The organism is Kribbella sindirgiensis (genome assembly GCF_004331435.1).
In the GTDB taxonomy this organism is placed as follows: domain Bacteria; phylum Actinomycetota; class Actinomycetes; order Propionibacteriales; family Kribbellaceae; genus Kribbella; species Kribbella sindirgiensis.
This window is the reverse complement of record NZ_SJKA01000020.1, coordinates 77,613-95,220: the sequence shown is the minus strand read 5'-3', so window position 1 is coordinate 95,220 and position 17,608 is coordinate 77,613. Positions and strand designations below refer to the sequence as shown.

General features: G+C 68.1%; 18 protein-coding genes. 10 read left to right on the top strand and 8 right to left on the bottom strand.

Annotated features, from left to right (window positions below; genetic code table 11):
* Positions 1-31: 31 nt before the first annotated feature.
* From E0H50_RS36445 to E0H50_RS36425, 5 genes are all read left to right on the top strand, one after another.
* A complete protein-coding gene (locus E0H50_RS36445) occupies positions 32-706 on the top strand; it encodes a hypothetical protein (protein WP_131295571.1) in 675 nt (224 codons plus the stop codon).
* Positions 703-1,383, top strand: coding sequence for a dienelactone hydrolase family protein (locus tag E0H50_RS36440; protein WP_131295570.1), 681 nt, complete (start codon positions 703-705; stop codon positions 1,381-1,383). The genes E0H50_RS36445 and E0H50_RS36440 overlap by 4 nt, the downstream gene beginning before the upstream one ends.
* A 2-nt stretch (positions 1,384-1,385) precedes the next feature.
* Complete coding sequence (locus E0H50_RS36435; protein ID WP_131295605.1) at positions 1,386-1,874, top strand: glutathione peroxidase; 489 nt, start codon at positions 1,386-1,388, stop codon at positions 1,872-1,874.
* A gap of 90 nt (positions 1,875-1,964) precedes the next feature.
* Positions 1,965-2,555 (top strand): winged helix-turn-helix domain-containing protein, encoded by a 591-nt coding sequence (locus E0H50_RS36430; RefSeq protein WP_131295569.1) that lies wholly within the window; start codon positions 1,965-1,967, stop codon positions 2,553-2,555.
* Positions 2,552-3,766: an MFS transporter gene (locus E0H50_RS36425; protein ID WP_131295568.1), complete on the top strand. Its 1,215-nt coding sequence runs from the start codon at positions 2,552-2,554 to the stop codon at positions 3,764-3,766. Before E0H50_RS36430 ends, E0H50_RS36425 begins: the two co-directional genes overlap by 4 nt.
* A gap of 111 nt (positions 3,767-3,877) precedes the next feature.
* Here E0H50_RS36425 and E0H50_RS43265 read toward each other — a convergent pair whose 3' ends face one another.
* From E0H50_RS43265 to E0H50_RS36415, 3 genes are all read right to left on the bottom strand, one after another.
* A complete protein-coding gene (locus tag E0H50_RS43265) occupies positions 3,878-4,039 on the bottom strand; it encodes a hypothetical protein (RefSeq protein ID WP_165547424.1) in 162 nt (53 codons plus the stop codon).
* Between the two features lie 97 nt (positions 4,040-4,136).
* Positions 4,137-5,399, bottom strand: a complete 1,263-nt coding sequence (locus E0H50_RS36420) for a ribonuclease D (protein WP_131295567.1) — start codon at positions 5,397-5,399, stop codon at positions 4,137-4,139.
* Positions 5,396-5,998 carry a DUF3000 domain-containing protein gene (locus E0H50_RS36415; protein ID WP_131295566.1) on the bottom strand — a complete coding sequence of 201 codons (603 nt, stop codon included), beginning with the start codon at positions 5,996-5,998 and terminating at the stop codon, positions 5,396-5,398. The genes E0H50_RS36420 and E0H50_RS36415 overlap by 4 nt, the downstream gene beginning before the upstream one ends.
* A gap of 117 nt (positions 5,999-6,115) precedes the next feature.
* Between E0H50_RS36415 and hemE the strand changes: the two genes are divergently transcribed.
* From hemE to E0H50_RS36390, 5 genes are read left to right on the top strand one after another with little or no spacing between them, the layout of a single operon-like run.
* Positions 6,116-7,186: a uroporphyrinogen decarboxylase gene (gene hemE, locus E0H50_RS36410; RefSeq protein WP_238151602.1), complete on the top strand. Its 1,071-nt coding sequence runs from the start codon at positions 6,116-6,118 to the stop codon at positions 7,184-7,186.
* The gene (locus tag E0H50_RS36405; protein WP_131295565.1) at positions 7,173-7,670 is read left to right on the top strand and encodes a GNAT family N-acetyltransferase; all 498 of its coding nucleotides are present in this window, start codon (positions 7,173-7,175) and stop codon (positions 7,668-7,670) included. The genes hemE and E0H50_RS36405 overlap by 14 nt, the downstream gene beginning before the upstream one ends.
* The gene (gene hemG / locus E0H50_RS36400) at positions 7,667-9,076 is read left to right on the top strand and encodes a protoporphyrinogen oxidase (RefSeq protein WP_131295564.1); all 1,410 of its coding nucleotides are present in this window, start codon (positions 7,667-7,669) and stop codon (positions 9,074-9,076) included. The genes E0H50_RS36405 and hemG overlap by 4 nt, the downstream gene beginning before the upstream one ends.
* On the top strand, positions 9,070-9,780 hold the full coding sequence (hemQ, locus tag E0H50_RS36395; RefSeq protein WP_131295603.1) for a hydrogen peroxide-dependent heme synthase: 711 nt from the start codon (positions 9,070-9,072) through the stop codon (positions 9,778-9,780). Before hemG ends, hemQ begins: the two co-directional genes overlap by 7 nt.
* Positions 9,780-10,157, top strand: a complete 378-nt coding sequence (locus tag E0H50_RS36390; protein ID WP_131295563.1) for a VOC family protein — start codon at positions 9,780-9,782, stop codon at positions 10,155-10,157. Before hemQ ends, E0H50_RS36390 begins: the two co-directional genes overlap by 1 nt.
* Positions 10,158-10,176: 19 nt before the next feature.
* Here E0H50_RS36390 and E0H50_RS36385 read toward each other — a convergent pair whose 3' ends face one another.
* The 5 genes from E0H50_RS36385 to E0H50_RS36365 all read right to left on the bottom strand — a co-directional run bounded on the left by E0H50_RS36385 (position 10,177) and on the right by E0H50_RS36365 (position 17,549).
* Positions 10,177-12,024: an RNA-directed DNA polymerase gene (locus E0H50_RS36385; protein WP_131295562.1), complete on the bottom strand. Its 1,848-nt coding sequence runs from the start codon at positions 12,022-12,024 to the stop codon at positions 10,177-10,179.
* Positions 12,017-12,376 (bottom strand): Tse2 family ADP-ribosyltransferase toxin, encoded by a 360-nt coding sequence (locus tag E0H50_RS36380; protein WP_131295561.1) that lies wholly within the window; start codon positions 12,374-12,376, stop codon positions 12,017-12,019. Before E0H50_RS36380 ends, E0H50_RS36385 begins: the two co-directional genes overlap by 8 nt.
* Before the next feature lie 184 nt (positions 12,377-12,560).
* Positions 12,561-14,597: an AAA family ATPase gene (locus tag E0H50_RS36375; RefSeq protein WP_131295560.1), complete on the bottom strand. Its 2,037-nt coding sequence runs from the start codon at positions 14,595-14,597 to the stop codon at positions 12,561-12,563.
* 63 nt (positions 14,598-14,660) lie between these two features.
* A complete protein-coding gene (msrB, locus tag E0H50_RS36370; protein ID WP_131295559.1) occupies positions 14,661-15,077 on the bottom strand; it encodes a peptide-methionine (R)-S-oxide reductase MsrB in 417 nt (138 codons plus the stop codon).
* Between the two features lie 75 nt (positions 15,078-15,152).
* Positions 15,153-17,549, bottom strand: coding sequence for a lamin tail domain-containing protein (locus tag E0H50_RS36365; RefSeq protein ID WP_131295558.1), 2,397 nt, complete (start codon positions 17,547-17,549; stop codon positions 15,153-15,155).
* Positions 17,550-17,608: the final 59 nt, after the last annotated feature.

Here is a 17,608-nt window from a genome sequence, read left to right as displayed (position 1 = left end):
TGGTCAAGGTCCGCGTTACTGGAGTTGTTCCATGAACAATCTTGATCTGTCCGTGCCGGTCCTGAGCCGGGGGAAACACCGCAGTCCGCGTAAAGGCGCCTGCTTCATGGAGTTCGCGTCCTACCTGGCCGGGGAGCCGTGGTCGGACCACCCGTCGTGTACGCATCCGCTGCTGGCCGGCGTCGCGCGCGACGTGAACGACTGCACGACGGATTCCGGCCGATCTCGGCTGGCTCCGTTGATCCCGTCGGTGATCGGCCTCACCCCGGACGACCCGCACGTCGTACCGCGGGTGACCGCGCGCTGCATCCAGCACGCGCTGCCGGTCGTCTCGCAGGAACGCCAGTACATCCTGGCCGTCGCCCTGCTGGTGGGGGAGAAGCAGCTCGCGTCGCTCGACGGCCGGCCGCCCGACGACATCGAGCCGGAGTCGCTCGCGGTGCTGGAGTCCGTCCCGTCGGCGGCCAAGTGGGCGCGGTCGTTCACCTCCCGTGCGCGCCGTGCGACCCCGGACTTCGCCCGGCGTACGGCGCCTCGCGCGGTGTCGTGTGCGGTCGAGGGCATCTCGCAGGCCTGCGTACCGGATCCGGACGATCGGCTGTACCAGCTCCTCCTCGACGCCATCGCCGAGACCAAGGCGTGGGTGCCCGCACCCGCACCCGCACCCGAGCCGATTACGCCCGAGGTCGTACGCTTCACCGTGTGACTTCGGAGATCGAGACAGGTTCAGGTCTGCTGCCGGTCCACGAGTGGGGATCCGCTGACACCGAGGCACCGGGAGTGCTGCTGTTGCAGGAGATCTTCGGGGTCTCCGACTACATCAAGCAGCGTGCGGCGGACCTGCACGCCCTCGGGTACTACGTGATCGCGCCGGAGATCTACTGGCGGCTGGACGACACCGAGCTGGACGAGTCCTCCCCGGAGCTGCTGCCGCGCGCCATGGGCATCGTCGGACGCCTCGACTGGGATCAGGCGGTCAAGGACTCCGTCACCGCGCTGGAATATCTGAAGGCGCGGGGTAGAGGCACCGGTGTGATCGGCTTCTGTTTCGGGGGCGGGCTGGGCTTCAACGTGGCTGCTGTGTCGTCGCCGGATGTTCTCGTGAGCTACTACGGCTCTGCGCTGCCCGGGCTGCTCGAGCTCGCGCCGAAGGTTCGCGCGACCAGCCTGCACCACTTCGGCAACACCGACGCATACCTGGACGTCGACGCGATCGTCCCCGGGTTGGGCCGTGACGATCGGGTCGAGATCCACCGGTACGACGGTGCCGGTCACGCGTTCGACAACCCGCTCCCGATGTTCCACCACGCCGAGGCGTCCGCGCTGGCGTGGCGACGTACCGAAGACTTTCTTGCCCGTCACCTCCCAACCTCCCAAGGATGAGCATGAGCCTGTACGACATTCCGCTGACCACTCTGTCCGGTGCGCCCACCTCGCTGGGTGAGTACAAGGGCAAGGCCGTCCTGGTCGTGAACGTGGCGTCGAAGTGCGGTCTGACGCCGCAGTACGAGGGCCTGGAGAATCTGCAGAAGAAGTACGCGTCGCGCGGCTTCACCGTGCTCGGCGCCCCGTGCAACCAGTTCGGCGGCCAGGAACCCGGCACGGCCGAGGAGATCGACACCTTCTGCTCGACGACGTACGGCGTGACGTTCCCGATGCTCGACAAGCTCGAGGTGAACGGCGACGGCCGGCACCCGCTCTACGCCGAGCTGACCCAGACCCCCGATGCCGAAGGCGAGTCCGGCGACGTCCAGTGGAACTTCGAGAAGTTCCTCCTCACCCCCGAAGGCACCGTCGCAGCCCGCTTCCGCGCCCGCACCGAGCCGGAATCCGACGAGGTCGTCACCGCCATCGAGGCTCAACTCCCGGCCTAGCCGCCGCCCTGGATCCCCGTCGCAGGTCTGCGGCGGGGATTCTTTGTGCGCGGCATTGCAACAACTCTTTCGAAAGAGTACTTTCGATGCATGCCGAACCCGCATCGCCGCCTGAGCGACCCCCGCGAACTGAACGCCCTGGCCCATCCCGTGCGGATGGCGATCATCGAGCTGCTGTCGGTCAGCGGGCCGCTGACCGCGACCGAGCTGGCCGACCGGCTCGACGAGACACCCGCCAACTGTTCGTGGCACCTGCGCAAGCTCGCGCAGCACGGGTTCGTCGAGGAGGCCGCGGGCGGGAAGGGCCGGCAGCGGCCGTGGCAGGTTCCGGGGCTCGGATTCCGGTGGGACGACGAGCACGCGTCGGCCTCGATGGACGAGCGGCGGGCCGCGGAGGCGTTGTCCGAGGTGGTGATGGGCCGCGCGATCGACCGGTTGCGGGAGGCTCAGCAGCGCGCGTCCGAGGAGCCCGAGGAATGGCGCGCGGCGCATAGCAACACCGAGATGGTCGCCTGGCTGACCGCGGACGAGCTCAAGGAGATGAACGAGGCGATCAATGCGGTGCTCGATCGCCATGTGGAGCGGTTGACCGATCCGGCGCAGCGACCGGCAGGCGCCCGCCTGTGCGAGTTCGTAGCCTGGGGTGTGCCGACGTACTTCCCGGGGGTCGATCCGGCATGAGGAAGCTGTTCGCGCAGCCCGGGTTCCCGCGCCTGTTCGCCGGGCTGAGTACGTCGATGCTCGGGGACTCGGTGATGCTGCTGGTGCTGAGCATGTGGGTGAAGACCCTCACCGGCTCCAACGCTCTCGCAGGTCTGACGTTCTTCTTCATGGTGCTGCCGGCGCTCGGGGCTCCGGTGCTGGGCGTCTGGGTGGACCGGCTGCCCCGCAAGGGGATTCTGGTCTGGGGCAACTTCGCCAGCGCGGCCGCGGTCCTCCCGCTCGTGCTCGTGCGGGACGCGGGCGACGTGTGGCTGATCTGGGTCGTCGCGTTCCTGTACGGCGTCTCGTTCGTCGTCCTGCCCGCCGCGCTCAACGGGCTGCTGAAGGAACTGCTGCCGGACGAGCTGCTCGTCGACGCGAACTCCAGCCTCGCCACGATCAAGGAGGGCTATCGGCTGTTCGGGCCGCTGGTCGGGGCCGCGATCTTCGCCACCGCGGGCGGCTGGCTGGTGGCTGTCGTCGACGCGGTCTCGTTCGTGGTCGCCGGGCTGCTGATCGCGACGATCAAGGTCACCGAGACCCGGGCTCCGGTCCGGAGCACGTTCCGGGCGGACCTGCTCGGTGGTGTCCGTTTCCTGTACGGCGACCGGGTGTTGCGGCATGTCCTGGCCGGGCTCGCGATCTCGATCCTCGTCATCGGCTTCTTCGAGTCGTCGATCTATGCGCTGATGGATGCCTTCGGCAAGCCGGCGACCTTCTCGGGTGTCTTCGTGACGTGCCAGGGCGTCGGCGCGGTGATCGGCGGCCTCACCGCGAGCCGCGCCGTACGCCGCCTCGGCGAGATCGCCACCTGTACTGTCGGACTGATTGCCCTGGCCGCCGCCACCGTCGTCTGCGCGGTCGCGCCGAGTATCGCCGTGGTTCTGGTGGGCGCCGGCATCTGTGGTCTCGGGCTGCCGTGGACGTTCGTGGCGTTCACAACCCTGATGCAGCGGCGCTCACCGAACCAGTTGATCGGTCGCGTGTCGACCGCGGTCGAGGTCCTCGTGTCCACGCCCCAGGCGATCTCGCTCGCTGTTGGCAGCCTCCTGGTCAGCCTGCTCAGCTACCGCCAGATCTTCGCCATCATCGCCACCGTGATCCTCCTCGGCGCCCTCCAGATCGCCCTGACGCTCCGCACCGAGATCCGCCAGGACCTGAAACCGAAAGTCCTCAGCCCGATCGAGTAATGCTGTACGTGCAGAGCTCCCTTTACCGGCCGTAATTCAGAAATTGTACGGCGGGGCGTTAGCGGGTTGTGGAGTGCTCGTCCTGGCGGTCATGTCGACTCGCCGGCTTCGTCACTTCTCGAGCTTGCGCCCCTTGTGCCCCGTTGTCCCCGCCCTTGCCCAGTCCTTGTTCTCCTCGACCTGCTTGGAGTTCGGTTTCCCTCCGGCCTTCGCATGTGCCTGATTTTGTTCTTGCTGGATCCGCTTGATCTCTTCAGGGCTCAACTTGGCCATAGCAGGTCATTCCTTCCGTAAAGTCCAGTGGTCCTGGAATGGACATCTGCAATTCACGGTACGCGGCTCGCGGGTCACCGCCGGCGGACTCTCACTCTTAGTCGAGGGATTTGGCCGGGGCCTCGGAGGACATTGCGTCGGTGAGGACTTCCGCGGTGAGGGCGATCTGCCAGGCGCGGGCGTGGTGGTCGCGGAGGAAGGTGCTGACCACTTCGAGGTTCACGTCCGGCGGCGGTGACCAGGCCAGGCGGCGGATCGTGTCCGGTGCGAGCAGGTTCTCGGTGGGGAGGCGGTGGGCCTCGGCGATCTCGGCAACCGCGGTCCGGGCGGCCGACAGGCGGGCTGCGGCGTCCGGGTCGCGGTCGGCCCAGGCGCGGGCCGGCGGCGGGCCGTCGTACCTCGGGCCCTGCTTGGGGAGCTCGGAGTCGGGGAGCTTGCGGGCGTGGTCGATCGCCTCCCACCAGGTCCGCATGTGGCGGTGCGCGCCGCGGCCCTTGAAGGCGGTGAGCTTCTGCAGCGTGTCGCGTTCGGCCGGCATCGCGGACGCCGCCTCGACGATCGCGGCGTCCGGCAGCACCCGGCCGGGGGAGATGTCGGCGGACTCGGCGATCTGGTCCCGGGCCTCCCACAGCGCCCGGACGACGGCCAGGCTGCGGCGGTTCCGGACGCGGTGCATCCCCGACGTACGGCGCCACGGGTCCGGTTTCGGCTCCCGCGGGGGAGCGTCCAGGATCGCGGCGAACTCCTGCTGCGCCCAGTCCCACTTGCCTTCGCGGCGCAGCTCCTGCTCGATCGCGTTCCGCAGTTCGATCAGCATCTCGACGTCCAGCGCGGCGTACACCAGCCACGGCGCCGGGAGCGGGCGGGTCGACCAGTCGGCCGCGGAGTGCTCCTTGCGCATCCGGTAGCCGAGTACTTCGCTGACGAGCGAGGCGAGCCCGACCTTCGGGTACCCGAGCAGGCGGCCGGCCAGCTCGGTGTCGAACACCTGCCGCGGCACCATCCCGACCTCGGCCAGGCAGGCCAGGTCCTGATTCGCGGCGTGGATGATCCACTCGGCATCGACGATCGCGTCGCCGAGCGCGGACAGGTCGCCGAACGGGATCGGGTCGACCAGCGCGGAGCCGGAGCCCTCACGGCGCAGCTGGACGAGGTACGCGCGGTGCGAGTAGCGGTAGCCCGAGGCACGCTCGGCGTCGACCGCCACCGGACCGGTGCCGGAGCGGAACGCCTCGACGGTGTCGGTGAGCGCGGGATCGGAGTCGATCACCTCGGAGAGCCCGTCCCTCAGCTCCAGGAGGGGCAGGTTCGCGGTCGGGTCGTCCGGAGCGGATGACGGCTGGGTGTCGGCTGGGCTCATCGGCCCCGCTGTCCACGCCGGGTCGGCATCGCGACCACCCCCGGCGGCACCGGTGGCAGACCAGCCGCCGTACAGAGCACCTCGCCCCAGGCCTCGGCGTGGTGCGTCACGTCGACCAGACCACCCGGGCCAGGCACGGGACTCCAGGACGCGCGGATCTCGATCTCCGCCGTCGCGTCGTCGTCGGCCATCCCGCCGAAGCTCTCCGATACCACCCTGGTGACGGTACCGCTCGGGGCCAGGAAGTCCGCACCGCGGTCCGCCAGGGCCTCCATCAGCCAGGTCCAGCCCACGCCACCGAGCAGCGCGTCGGTCACCATCTCCGGTTCGACGGCGGCGCGCACGTATGCGACACAGCGGAAGGTCGACTGCCAGGCGTCGTTCCCGGCCGGGTCGTAGAGGACGACCAGACGGCCGGTGGCGATATCGTCACCGTCGACCGTCACGTCGGCGCTGACCGCCGCCGCATGCGGTGCGATCCGCTGCGGTGCGGGCATCTCCTCGACGAAAACCTCGGGCCGGAACCGGGCACCTCGTAACTGCGAGACTGCCTCGGCGAACTCCGCGGGTGGCGCGTCGACCTGCTTGCGGGCACCCATGTCGGCAGCCTACGACTGATTACTCACCGCCGCCTGCTAAGACGCGCCGGTAACAGCACGCGACCGGGTCACCCGGGTGCCGATCGCCGCGTGATCACAGCGTGGGATCATCGCTGTGTGCCAGTGACGCCACTCTCCACTCCGGACCGTTCCGCCTATCTGCTCGCCGCCCGGGGTGAGCCGGTGCCGCACACTCCGGTGTGGTTCATGCGGCAGGCCGGGCGGGCGCTGCCCGAGTACCGTGCCGCCCGCGAGGGCATCACGATGCTCGAGTCCTGTACGCGGCCGGACCTCGTCGTCGAGATAACGCTGCAGCCGGTTCGCCGTTACGGCGTCGACGCGGCCATCTTCTTCTCCGACATCGTCTTCCCGCTGCAGGCGACCGGATTCGGCGTCGAGATCAAGCCGGGCGTCGGCCCTGTGGTCGCGGACCCGGTCCGGGACGCGGCCGGCCTGGCAGCCGTCCGTCCCGTCACCCCCGCCGACGTTCCGTACACGACCGACGCCGTGCGGCAGCTGGTCTCCGAGCTCGGCGGTACGCCGTTGATCGGGTTCGCCGGCGCCCCGTTCACGGTGGCGTCGTACCTGGTCGAGGGCGGTCCCAGCAAGGACTTCGCCAGGACCAAGGCGATGATGTACGGCAACCCGGACCTGTGGCACGCGCTCGCCGACCGGCTGGCGGACGTCGCGATCGCGTATCTGGCCGTGCAGGTGGAGGCGGGCGCGTCGGCGATCCAGCTGTTCGACTCGTGGGCCGGCGGGTTGTCGCCGCGGGACTACGAGCGGTTCGTGCAGCCGCACTCCGCGAAGGTGTTCGAGGCCATGAAGGCGTACGGCGTACCGCGGGTGCACTTCGGCGTGAACACCGGCGAGCTGCTCGGCCTGATGAGCGAGGCCGGGGCCGATGTCGTCGGTGTCGACTGGCGGGTCCCGCTGGACGAGGCGGTCCGCCGGGTCACTGCCGCCGGGGGCGCCCCGAAGCCGGTCCAGGGCAACCTCGACCCGGCCCTGCTGTTCACCGGGTGGGAGACGATCGAGCCGGAGATCGACCGGATCCTCGCCGAGGGCAAGGCGGCGCCCGGTCACATCTTCAACCTCGGCCACGGCGTCCCGCCGAACGCGGATCCCGAGGTGCTGCGCCGGATCACGGAGTACGTCCAGACGAAGTCGGCCCATGTACCTGCCTGACCACGACGTCACCCTGGAGCCGATGCGCGCCGACCACGAGGACGCCGTACTCGCGTTCGAGCGGGAGAACCGCGAGTATTTCGCTCAGTGGATCTGGGACCGCGGCGACGAGTACTTCGCCGACTTCGGCACGCGCCACGCGGCGCTGCTGGCGGAGCAGGAGGCCGGGATCTGCCGCTTCCACGTGCTCGTCGACGACACCGGCGCGGTCGTCGGCCGGGTGAATCTGATCGATCTGGAGAACGGTGCCGCCGAGCTGGGCTACCGGATCGCGGAGAACTGGGCCGGCAAAGGGCTCGCGACGGCGGCTGTCCGGGCGGTGATCGAGCTCGCTCCGACGTACGGACTGACCGCGCTCCGGGCGGGAGCCTCGGACCACAACCCTGCCTCGCAGGCCGTGCTGACCCGCGTCGGGTTCCGGGTCGTCGGGCCCAGCAGCACCGATCTGGGGCCTGGGAAGAAGTACGAAATGAGCTTGGTATGACCCAGGTGGTCGTGGTCGGTGGCGGGATCAGCGGCCTGGCGGCGGCGTACGCGCTCGCGACCGGGCCGAACCCGCCGCGGATCACGGTCCTCGAAGGGTCGCCGCGGCTCGGCGGGAAGCTCGCCGGGGACGCGATCGAGGGGGTACCGGTCGATCTGGGCGCCGAGTCGGTGCTGGCGCGGCGGCCCGAGGCCGTCGAGCTGATCCGGGCGGTCGGGCTCGGAGACGACCTGGTGCACCCGGCGACGACGTCGGCCGGCCTGTGGGTCGGCGACCGGATCCGCGCGATCCCGCCGACCGTGATGGGCGTCCCGGTCGATCCGGCCGCGACCGCCGACGTTCTCGGAGATGCGGCCGCCGGGCAGGTCGCGCACGAGGCCGAGCTGGCGGCGCCCGCGCTGACGGAGGACGTGGCGATCGGGCGGTTCGTTGCCGAGCGCATGGGGTCCGCGGTGACCGAGAAGCTGATCGATCCGCTGCTCGGCGGGGTGTACGCCGGGAAGGCCGAGGAGATCTCGCTCGCCGCCGCCGTCCCCGACCTGTACGCGAAGCTGCGGACCGCGCCGAGTCTGCTCGCCGCCACGGCCGAGCTGCGCGAACTGGGTCAGAAGCGCGCCGGTCAACCGGTGTTCGCCGGCATCGCCGGCGGCATCAACCGCCTGATCGGCGCACTCGAGCAGGACCTGACCGCCCGCGGCGTCGAGATCCGCACCAAGCTCGCCGTACGCCGGATCTCGCGGACCGCCGACGGGTTCGAGCTGGAGGCGGGGCCGGTGCCCGCGCCGACGTACCTCACCGCGGACGCGGTCGTGGTCGCCGTACCGGCTGCTCCGGCCGGTCGGATGCTGGGGCAGTTGGTGCCCGCGGCATCGACCGAGCTGGCCGCGGTGGAATACGCGAGCATGGCGATCGTCACGCTCGCCGTCCGGAAGCGCGACTGGCCGTCGGGAGCCGCCGGGTCCGGGTTCCTGGTGCCGTCCGTGGAGGGCCGGACGATCAAGGCGTCGACGTACTCGCACGCGAAGTGGGCGTGGTCCGGGGAGGCCGGGGGAGAGCTCGCGGTCCTGCGGGCCTCGGTCGGGCGGCTCGGCGAGGAGTACGTGCTGCAGCGGTCCGACGAAGAGCTCGTACGGCTTGCGATGTCCGATCTGCAGCAGGCAATCGGACTCCAGGCGCCTCCAGTCGGTTCGTTGGTGACGCGGTGGGGCGGTGGTCTTCCGCAGTACGCCGTCGGGCACCTGGACCGCGTCGACCGGGTGGAGGCCGCGGTCGCCGACGTACCCGGGCTGGCGGTGTGCGGGGCGGCCTACCGGGGTGTCGGGATCGCGGCGTGTGTGGCCTCGGGCGGCAAGGCGGCCACCCGGGTGCGGGAGCATCTGAACGCATTGGAGACAATGAAATCGTGACTGGTAAGCCGAAAGCCCGTGAGCTCAACGATGTCATCCGCTACACCCTGTGGTCGGTGTTCAAGGTCGAGACGCCGCTCGGTGGCCCAGAGTCTCAGACCGACCGGGACGAGCTGACCGCCGAGCTGAACGACCTGGTCGGGAAGCTCGCCGCCGACGATGTCGTGATCCGCGGGTTCTACGACGTCGAAGGCTTCCGGGCGGACGCCGACTTCATGATCTGGTGGCACGCGCCGACGTCCGACGCGCTGCAGGAGGCGTACCACCAGTTGCGCCGTTCCCGGCTCGGGCGGCACCTGGCGCCGGTCTGGTCCCAGTTCGCGCTGCACCGGCCGGCCGAGTTCAACAAGAGCCACATCCCGGCGTTCCTGGCCGACGAGGAGCCGCGGCCGTACATCTGCGTGTACCCGTTCGTCCGCTCCTACGAGTGGTACCTGCTGCCGGACGAGGAGCGCCGCTTCATGCTCGCCGAGCACGGCAAGATGGCGCGCACCTACCCGGACGTGCGGGCGAACACCGTGGCGTCGTTCGCGCTCGGCGACTACGAGTGGATCCTCGCCTTCGAGGCCGACGAGCTGCACCGGATGGTCGACCTGATGCGTGACCTGCGCGCCTCGACGGCCCGCCGGCACGTCCGCGAGGAGATCCCGTTCTACACCGGTAAGCGAGCGGAAATCAGCGAGCTGATCGCTAACCTGGTGTGATGCATCGCAAGGCCTTTCCGGTGCTCTACGTCGCCGACGTACGCCGGTCCGTCGAGTTCTACACGCTCCTCGGCTACGAACCGACGTACCAGTTCCCGCTGGAGGGCGACCCGCACTACGTCGGCCTGGAGCGCGGCGAGTCGTCCCTCGGCCTGTCCGACGCGAACTGGCCCGAGGCCCAGCTCGGCATCACGGTCGGTACGGCGCCGCGCTTCGAGCTGTTCGTGTACGTCGACGACGTCGAGGCGGAGGTGGAACGCTTCCGCGCGGCCGGCCACCCGGTCCTGCAGGAGCCGGCCACGATGCCGTGGGGCGAGCGCCAGGCGTACCTCGCCGACCCCGAGGGCAACCCCGTGGCGCTCGCGACCCCGGTCTAAGGGAGGCGCACCGAATCGTTCACGGTCTATCGGTGTCCGTGTCCTCAACTCCGTTCGGAAGGTCGCGCGTCTTTCCGAGGATGGCATCAAACTCATAGTCGGCACGGGCGACGTCGGAGAGGTGATCCAGCAACTCGCGTTCCTCAGACGCTGCCAAGCGGCCGGCTGCGGCGAGTGCGCGTGCGGCGCTGGCACGAACCAACGAGCTATCGGAATTCCTGAGTAGATCCCGAAGGGCCGACTCAACTTGCGAGTCGACAAGTGCCGGAACCTGCCTAGGTATACGGCAGAACCACGCAAGAGTCCACTCGGACTGCTCTAATGTTCGAAGGCGTTCCCTGATGTATGCCGAGGCTAAGTTGGTGTGCTGCGGCGCAATGATTTCCAGATACGCAACAACGTGGCGGGTGAGTTGAGGAAACCAGCTTATGACCCTGCTGAGGCGAATGAGAGGAACGAAATGCCGAGCGCCTCCTAAGATCATGAGGCTCTCTCGGATAAGCTGTTCAGTTTCGCCGTAGCTCTCCGAGAGCCTCCGCTTTTCGAGGCCGCTGGTTGCGTTCAGGAAGTAGCGTTCGTATGCTTCGACAAGGATGTCTGAGGTAGTGGACTCGAGCTCGTCGATAATTAGCTCCGGGTCACGATCGTCATAGCTAATCGAGGAGATTAGCGAGTCTCTGTTGGCTATGGCCTCAAGAGTCTGATTTAGAATCTCATCAGAGATTGCTTCGGTTCGGCTATTCGCGACCTGAAGGAGTTCGTGTTGGACTCGCTCCTGGACTGGAGAGGTATCTGTGACCGCCCTCCGATAGGTTTCAGCTCGAAATAGAAAAGTCTTGCCGGTATTCAGTCGCAGGCCAATCTCCTGTAACAAATTCTCCAGTGATCGAAGCTTTGCTCGGGCTTCACCGATGGAGCTCGCACCGATGAGGAAGTCGTCCGCATAGCGCGTGTACTGCCACCCTGAGGCATTAAGTTCGAGGTCGACGGGGAGCAGGTAGGCGGACGCAAATATCTCGCTCGCCGCCGGACCCTGCGGCAGTCCTTGGCGTGAATCCATCACCGCGTCAAGGAAGCTTTCAAGCGCGTCGGCGTAGTCGCCGGCGACGCGCAGATGGCGACGCATGAAGAAGGTGAGGAGTTCGTGCTCGACGCACTCATAGAAGCTCTCGATATCGGCGGATATTACATAGTTGACGTCCCAGTCGAGTGGCGTCTTTTTGAACTCAAAGAAGGCGGCGGGATCCTGGCCTTCTGGGGATCGTTTGACTGTGTCCGGGGCATGTCGAGTTAGATTGCGCGCAACAATTTCTGCGAGCGCACCGTAAACAATCGCGTCTTGTGGGCGCAACATTGCGGCTGGCCGGCTCGTTAAGCCAGATTTTGCTGCCCTAACAAACTCCGCCGCGAGTGGTTTAGCAGCGAGATCCGAGAGACTTTGATATACAGCTGTCGTTGCGCGAGTGAGTGCATCAGTATCTATGTCCCGGTCGAGGTATCCCGGTAAAAGATTGTTGGAAAGGTATGCTCGCTTTGCGCCACGATTCAAGACATCGTCTGTAATAACGCGACGCAATCTGATGCTTGCGATCTCCGCTGCTCCCCAGTCGAGATGGTATCTGGGCAAGACGCCGGAGAGGATGTCGAGGGCATCTAATGCATTTCTCTCAATCTCCGGACGCATATCAGACGCATCATTGGCTGCTCGGGCGCGTTCGACATGGACTTCGATCTCCGACCGGGACAAGCCCAGTAGTTGAAGTCCGCGTAGCGCTCGATGGAGTTCTACTGGTGTTGGTGTGGCAGCGGTTAAAACCTCATTTAGATACTGCAAAGCCGAGGGGAGGTTGGACAGTTGTTCAGTCATCTTTCACCCACTCGGTGCGTGTTCTGGCGATGTGCTCGCGGAACTCAGTGACGCTCATCTCGTGCGCAGGCTCAAGAACGCCGTGGTCGGGATGGCTGTCGTCTGGGGTGAACTTCAGCGCATCCGGGAGCTTGCGGATCTCGATCTTCCACACAGGGTGCTTCCCGTTGCCGCCGTACTTGACGGGCCGCACGTACGGATGCAGCCTCCGCGGATCACCTGGCGTCACGCTCATGCCCTCACCAATCGGTTCGAGGCTACCGTCCTCAGCGGGATGGACGTCGTAACCGACGCGTATGCCCAGACCTCGATCGTCGATGAGAGGGAGGCCGTCGCTGGGATCTTCGGGCATTGCCCGAAAAAGGTTAGTTGTGCCGTCTAGCGGTGGGCCGACAAGCCGCCTAAGCCGCCCAGTTCCGCGGCGGTGAGTGGAGGGCACTCAGAGATCGTACGCTGCACGACGTCCGACTCCGCGGACAGTCTGTGCGGTTCGGCGAGTCGACGGGTGGGACGGAGATTCCCGAGGTTCGGAGTCCCTAGGTCCCGGGCTTCTGCAGCAGGTAGTCCTCGGCGCGCATCGACGTCGGGGGCCGGACGTCGGACGGGATCAGCTCGCGCAGATCCCGCTCGGTGAGCTTGTCCGGGTCGCTGGCCGACAGCCGGGTGGCCTGGTTGGAGACGGCCTCCTCGAGCACGTTCCGGATGAAACGGCCGTTACCGAAGCTGTGGCCACGCGGCGCGGGCGGGATCACGGCGCGGACCTTGTCCAGCACTTCCTCGCCGTAGATCATGCCCTTCTGCCGGGCCTGCAGCTCGAAGATCGCGACCAGCTGGTCGGTGTCGTACTCGCTGAACGACAGCAGCTTCGGGAACCGGGACTGCAGACCGGTGTTGGACTCCATGAACCGCTGCATCTCGCGGTGGTACCCGGCGACGATCACGATGCAGTCGTTGCGGTGGTCCTCCATCAGCTTCAGCACCGTCGCGACCGCTTCCAGGCCGTAGTCGCCGGGCGTGTTCTCCGGCGTCAGGCTGTACGCCTCGTCGATGAACAGCACGCCGCCGAGCGCCTCGCGGAACTTGGCCGCGGTCATCGGCGCGGTCGAACCGACACCGGCGCCGACCAGGTCCGAGCGGTCGACCTCGACCACGTGCCCCTTCTCCAGGACGCCGAGCTGGTGGTAGATCCGGCTGAGCAGCCGCGCGATCGTGGTCTTCGCCGTACCGGGCTTGCCGACGAACACCATGTGCCGCGCCCGCTCGTGACTCGGCAGCCCGAGCTCGGCGCGGCGGAGGTTCGTCTTCACCTCGGCGACCATCCGGCGGACCGCGTCCTTCACCGATTCCAGGCCGATCAGCGAGTCGAGCTCGGCCAGCGGGTTGTCGCTGAAGTCGAGCGGCTTCGGCAGCGGCTCGTCGAGCGTGCCGCCCTCGGCCTCGCCCGCGTTCTCCGCTTCCTCCTGCTTGACGTCCTTCCAGGCGGCCGAGAGCGAGGCCTCCTGGTTGGCCGCGGCCTGGTTCTCCAGCGCGCTCCAGCGTTCCCGGTCGAGCATCCGGAACAGCGTGGTCAGGTCCGGCACCTCCGGCTCCGGCCACGGCGCCCGGTTGAGCACACCGGACAGGTGTACGCCGACCCGCACGGCGGCGGCGCCCCACGACCGGGCGAGCGGCGCCTGGCCGTTGCGGATCGCGCGGGACATCCACTGGTTGACGTGGCCGTGCCACGTCTGCAGCGAGAACGTCGGGTCGATCTCCTGCAGCGCCTTGTGCACGTCGATCGCGGAGTCGCCGAGGATCTTCGCCACGGGCTGCGGGATGCCGCGGAGCCCGGTGGCCAGGATCAGCTCGGCCAGTACCTGGGCGAAGTCGCCGGCGTACTCGTCCGGGCTCAGCATCAGCATCCGCGCGTGCGTGTCCCGGACCGCGTTCAGCGAGTAGCGCAGAGCGGCGGTGGGGCCGGCGAGTTCGGGGAGTACGGCGCGCTCGGCGTCGGTGAGCGCCTCGGTACGCCAGTACTTCGCGATGTCGTCGTACTCGCCGGTGACGTGCAGTTCGGTGAGGTCGCGGTTGGCCAGGACGCGGTCGAACGCGGCGGTCAGGGCCGTGGCGCGGGCGGCCATCGGGGGAGCGTCGACGAACAGCGCGGCGACGTTGCGGGACAGCTGCAGGGCGTGCTTGCGTCCGTTCTCGCGGAAGCCACGGGCGCCGGCGATGGCCTGCAGGTGCCAGTCGGTCGGCGCCGAGTAGATGACGTGGCCGCTGCCGCCCAGGCGGGAGGACGGCCGGTAGAACTCGTGGGTCAGCTCGGTCGACAGGTCCGCGTACTCACCGTGCAGGACCGGGATCCACCCGGTCAGCAGCGGAGCGACCTGGTGGGTGTACCAGACGGCGGCGGGCGTGCCCTTGATGAAGTCCGGGAACGCCTCGGGGCGCAACGGCCGCAAAGCCTCGGGATCGTCGGCCCAGGCTTTGAGCTGCGCCCGGACACGGGTCAGCCATGCGCCCGGCACCTCCCACGGCTCCTCCGCCGCCAGCACATCGAGAACCCGCGGACTACGGACGTCGTCAGCCACCAAATTCCTTCCCCAGGATCCACCAGCCGACCCAGTCTAGAACCCCACCGGGCGACGCGCGGGTCAGGCAGGCGTGAGGGTGAGGCTGATGCTGTTGATGCAGTAACGGAGGTCGGTCGGGGTGCCGTAGCCCTCGCCTTCGAAGACATGACCGAGGTGCGAACCGCAGTTGGCGCAGCGGACCTCGACGCGCTTCATCCCGAGCGTGGAGTCCTCGATGTACTCGACCCGGTCCTCCGCGAGCGGCGCGAAGAACGACGGCCAGCCGCAGTGCGAGTCGAACTTGGTCTCGCTCCGGAACAGCTCCGCGTCACAGGCCCGGCACTTGTACACGCCGACCGTCTTGGTGTCGGTGTACTCACCGACGAACGGCCGCTCGGTGCCGGCCTGGCGCAATACGTGGAACTCGGCGGGGGAGAGCTCGGCCTTCCACTCCGCGTCGGACTTCTGAACGGCGTACTGCCTGGTGTCATCTGTCACGACCCCAGTATCGGCGACCGGGCAAGGAAAACCCCGCCCGGCCGCCGTACGTAAGACTCCCGAAATCCGCTGGGGTTATCGCACCCAGGACGGCAGGGGGATGAGCTTGACCACCTGCGGGTCGTGGTCGGAGATCTGGTCCGGGAACTCCGCGTTCATGTGCACGACGTCGTACGCCGACGCCGGGCGCAGGTTCTGCGAGATCAGGATCTGGTCCAGGATCTGGCTGTTGCCCTCGAACACGTAGCTGTACCGCTCGTTCAGCGGCAGTGTCCGCGGCAGGTCGATCAGCGCGGTCTTGCCGGAGCCGACCAGGATGTCCGCGGTCTCGGACCAGTCGAAGTCGTTCAGGTCACCCAGTACGACGACGTTCGCGCCCTTGTCCTTGGCCAGGATCTGGTCCACGAACCCGCGTACCGAGGCGGCCTGCTGGTGGCGCTTCGCCGCGGTCACCTGCACCGGTGGCTGGAAGCGGCCCCACAGCGGGTTGTCGCCGCCCTTCGAGCTGAAGTGGTTCACGACCACGAACACGGTCTGCCCGTGCCACTTGAACTCACCCGCGAGCGGGACCCGGGTGGCGGCCCAGGCCGGGTTCGCCGGGTCGATCCGGCCCGGCGAGGCGCTCAGGTGCGGCCGGCCGGCGCGGTCGGTGACGATCGTGGTCGGAGTCGTCGAGGTCCCGCCGGGCGTGTCGACGAACTTCACGGCCTTGTCGGTCCGGTACAGGAACGCGACCCGGATGTTGCCGCCCGGCTCACCGCCCTCGGCGTTGTTCACCGGGTCGATCTGCTTCCAGGCGTACTGCGGCCCGCCCGCCTTCACGATCGCCGCGGTCAGCAGGCCGAGCGTCTTCTCCGCACTCGTCGTACCGGAGTTGACCGCACCGTCGTCGTCCTGGACCTCCTCGAGACCGAGGATGTCCGGCGACGCGAGGTTGTGCACGACCGCTTGCGCCAGCCCGTCGAACTTGGCGTCACCGTCGGACGGGTCCAGGTTCTCCACGTTGAACGTCGCGACCGACAGCTGGACCGGCGACGAGGCCTTGGTCGTCTCGCGCTTGACCCCGCCGTCGACCACGGTCGGAGTCGTGGTCGGCAGCAGCTTGAAGTTGCCGAACGAGTAGTCGAGGACACCCGTCACGGTGGTCGAATCAGGACCGGCCAGCTTGTCGCCGGTCTTCGCGTCCGGGATCGGCGTCAGTAAGTCGTCCAGCAGCACCCGCTCCGGGTTGCTGTCGGTCTTCTGCAGCAGGATCCCGCCGCGTACCGTCCGCACACCCGCGCCGGCCGGTACGACGGACAGCTCGCGGAACGAACTCGTCGGGCCGGTGACCTGCGGCTGGTCGATACCCAGCCACATGCCCTCCAGCGACTCCCAGAAGTCGAGGCCGTCACTCGCGGGGTCGAACGCGGTGCTCGTTGTCTCCACGTCACCGGAGGCGTCGTCCTCGATCACGGTCGACGGCGGAACCCGCCCGCCCGGCCCGACGATGGTCGGTGCGGGTACGGCGGCGGTCCCGGTCACGGTGATCTTCGCGTTGGTCAGCTCGGTGGTCGTGAGGTTCGTCGTACCGCCGGAGCCACCCGGGCGGAACTCCGCGACCGAGCCCGCGACCGTGACAGCGTCGCCCACGGCGACCGTCGGCGCGGAGCTGGTGAACACGAACAGGCCCTCGCTGGTGGCCGGGTCGGCGTCCGGCTGCGGGTCCTGGAACCAGAAGCCGTTGCTGCCCTTGACCGTGACCACACCGGTCACGTTCGCGACCAGCTTGCCCTCCAGCGGCGACCGGTGCGCTGCACCCTGGATGTCGTGGATCTTCGCGTCCACCGGCGGCTCGGCAGGGCCGCCGGTCAGGGTGCCCGGCGACGGGTTGCCCGCGGCGAAGTCGACGCTGTTGTTGTCGGTGTCCTTCGCCGGGTCGGTCCGCGCGGCGGAGGTCGTGTTCGACAGGCCCGGCGCGGGCGCGGTCTCGGAGTCGCCCGCGGTGCCGTAGCCGACGTAGTCCTTGACACCGGTGTCCGCGTGGCAGGTGGCGCCGCAGGCCAGCGCGGTCTGGTTGGTGACCAGGGCGACCTTGCCGGCGGTCGCGGACATCGGGATGGTCCCGGTCACGGCCGGCGTCGGCATCGGCGCCCCGTTGGCGCCGCCGCTCTCCTGGACGAGGTACGCGGCCCCGGGCGCGATGCTGCCGGTCAGCTTCGTGACCTGCCAGGTCGAGCCTGCCGCCGAGGCGTACTGGATCGACCAGCCGCTCACGTCGATCGGGGCCGAGCTGTTGTTGGTCAGCTCCACGAAATCGTTGGTGTACGGCGCGCCGCTGTTGCCGCCACCGCCGTACACCTCGGTGATGACCACGTCGGTGGACGCGGCGTCGGCGGGCCGTGCGATCAGGACGGCGGTGCCGGCTAAGACGAGACTCGAAGTGACCACGAGTGCGCCCAGGCGGCGCCGTGATCGGTACAGGGCAGACATTCCCGGATTCTCACACCGGTCTGCGGTCGTTCCAAGGTCCAACACGTGAACAAGGGCCG

Bases quoted from the DNA above. Each gene is read 5' to 3' on its own strand.
- E0H50_RS36365 (WP_131295558.1), bottom strand. From the start codon at position 17,549: ATGTCTGCCCTGTACCGATCACGGCGCCGCCTGGGCGCACTCGTGGTC.
- E0H50_RS36430 (WP_131295569.1), top strand. From the start codon at position 1,965: ATGCCGAACCCGCATCGCCGCCTGAGCGACCCCCGCGAACTGAACGCC.
- E0H50_RS36435 (WP_131295605.1), top strand. From the start codon at position 1,386: ATGAGCCTGTACGACATTCCGCTGACCACTCTGTCCGGTGCGCCCACC.
- E0H50_RS36425 (WP_131295568.1), top strand. From the start codon at position 2,552: ATGAGGAAGCTGTTCGCGCAGCCCGGGTTCCCGCGCCTGTTCGCCGGG.
- E0H50_RS36390 (WP_131295563.1), top strand. From the start codon at position 9,780: ATGCATCGCAAGGCCTTTCCGGTGCTCTACGTCGCCGACGTACGCCGG.
- E0H50_RS43265 (WP_165547424.1), bottom strand. From the start codon at position 4,039: ATGGCCAAGTTGAGCCCTGAAGAGATCAAGCGGATCCAGCAAGAACAA.
- E0H50_RS36445 (WP_131295571.1), top strand. From the start codon at position 32: ATGAACAATCTTGATCTGTCCGTGCCGGTCCTGAGCCGGGGGAAACAC.
- E0H50_RS36415 (WP_131295566.1), bottom strand. From the start codon at position 5,998: ATGGGTGCCCGCAAGCAGGTCGACGCGCCACCCGCGGAGTTCGCCGAG.
- E0H50_RS36385 (WP_131295562.1), bottom strand. From the start codon at position 12,024: ATGACTGAACAACTGTCCAACCTCCCCTCGGCTTTGCAGTATCTAAAT.
- E0H50_RS36380 (WP_131295561.1), bottom strand. From the start codon at position 12,376: ATGCCCGAAGATCCCAGCGACGGCCTCCCTCTCATCGACGATCGAGGT.
- E0H50_RS36405 (WP_131295565.1), top strand. From the start codon at position 7,173: ATGTACCTGCCTGACCACGACGTCACCCTGGAGCCGATGCGCGCCGAC.
- E0H50_RS36420 (WP_131295567.1), bottom strand. From the start codon at position 5,399: ATGAGCCCAGCCGACACCCAGCCGTCATCCGCTCCGGACGACCCGACC.
- hemG (WP_131295564.1), top strand. From the start codon at position 7,667: ATGACCCAGGTGGTCGTGGTCGGTGGCGGGATCAGCGGCCTGGCGGCG.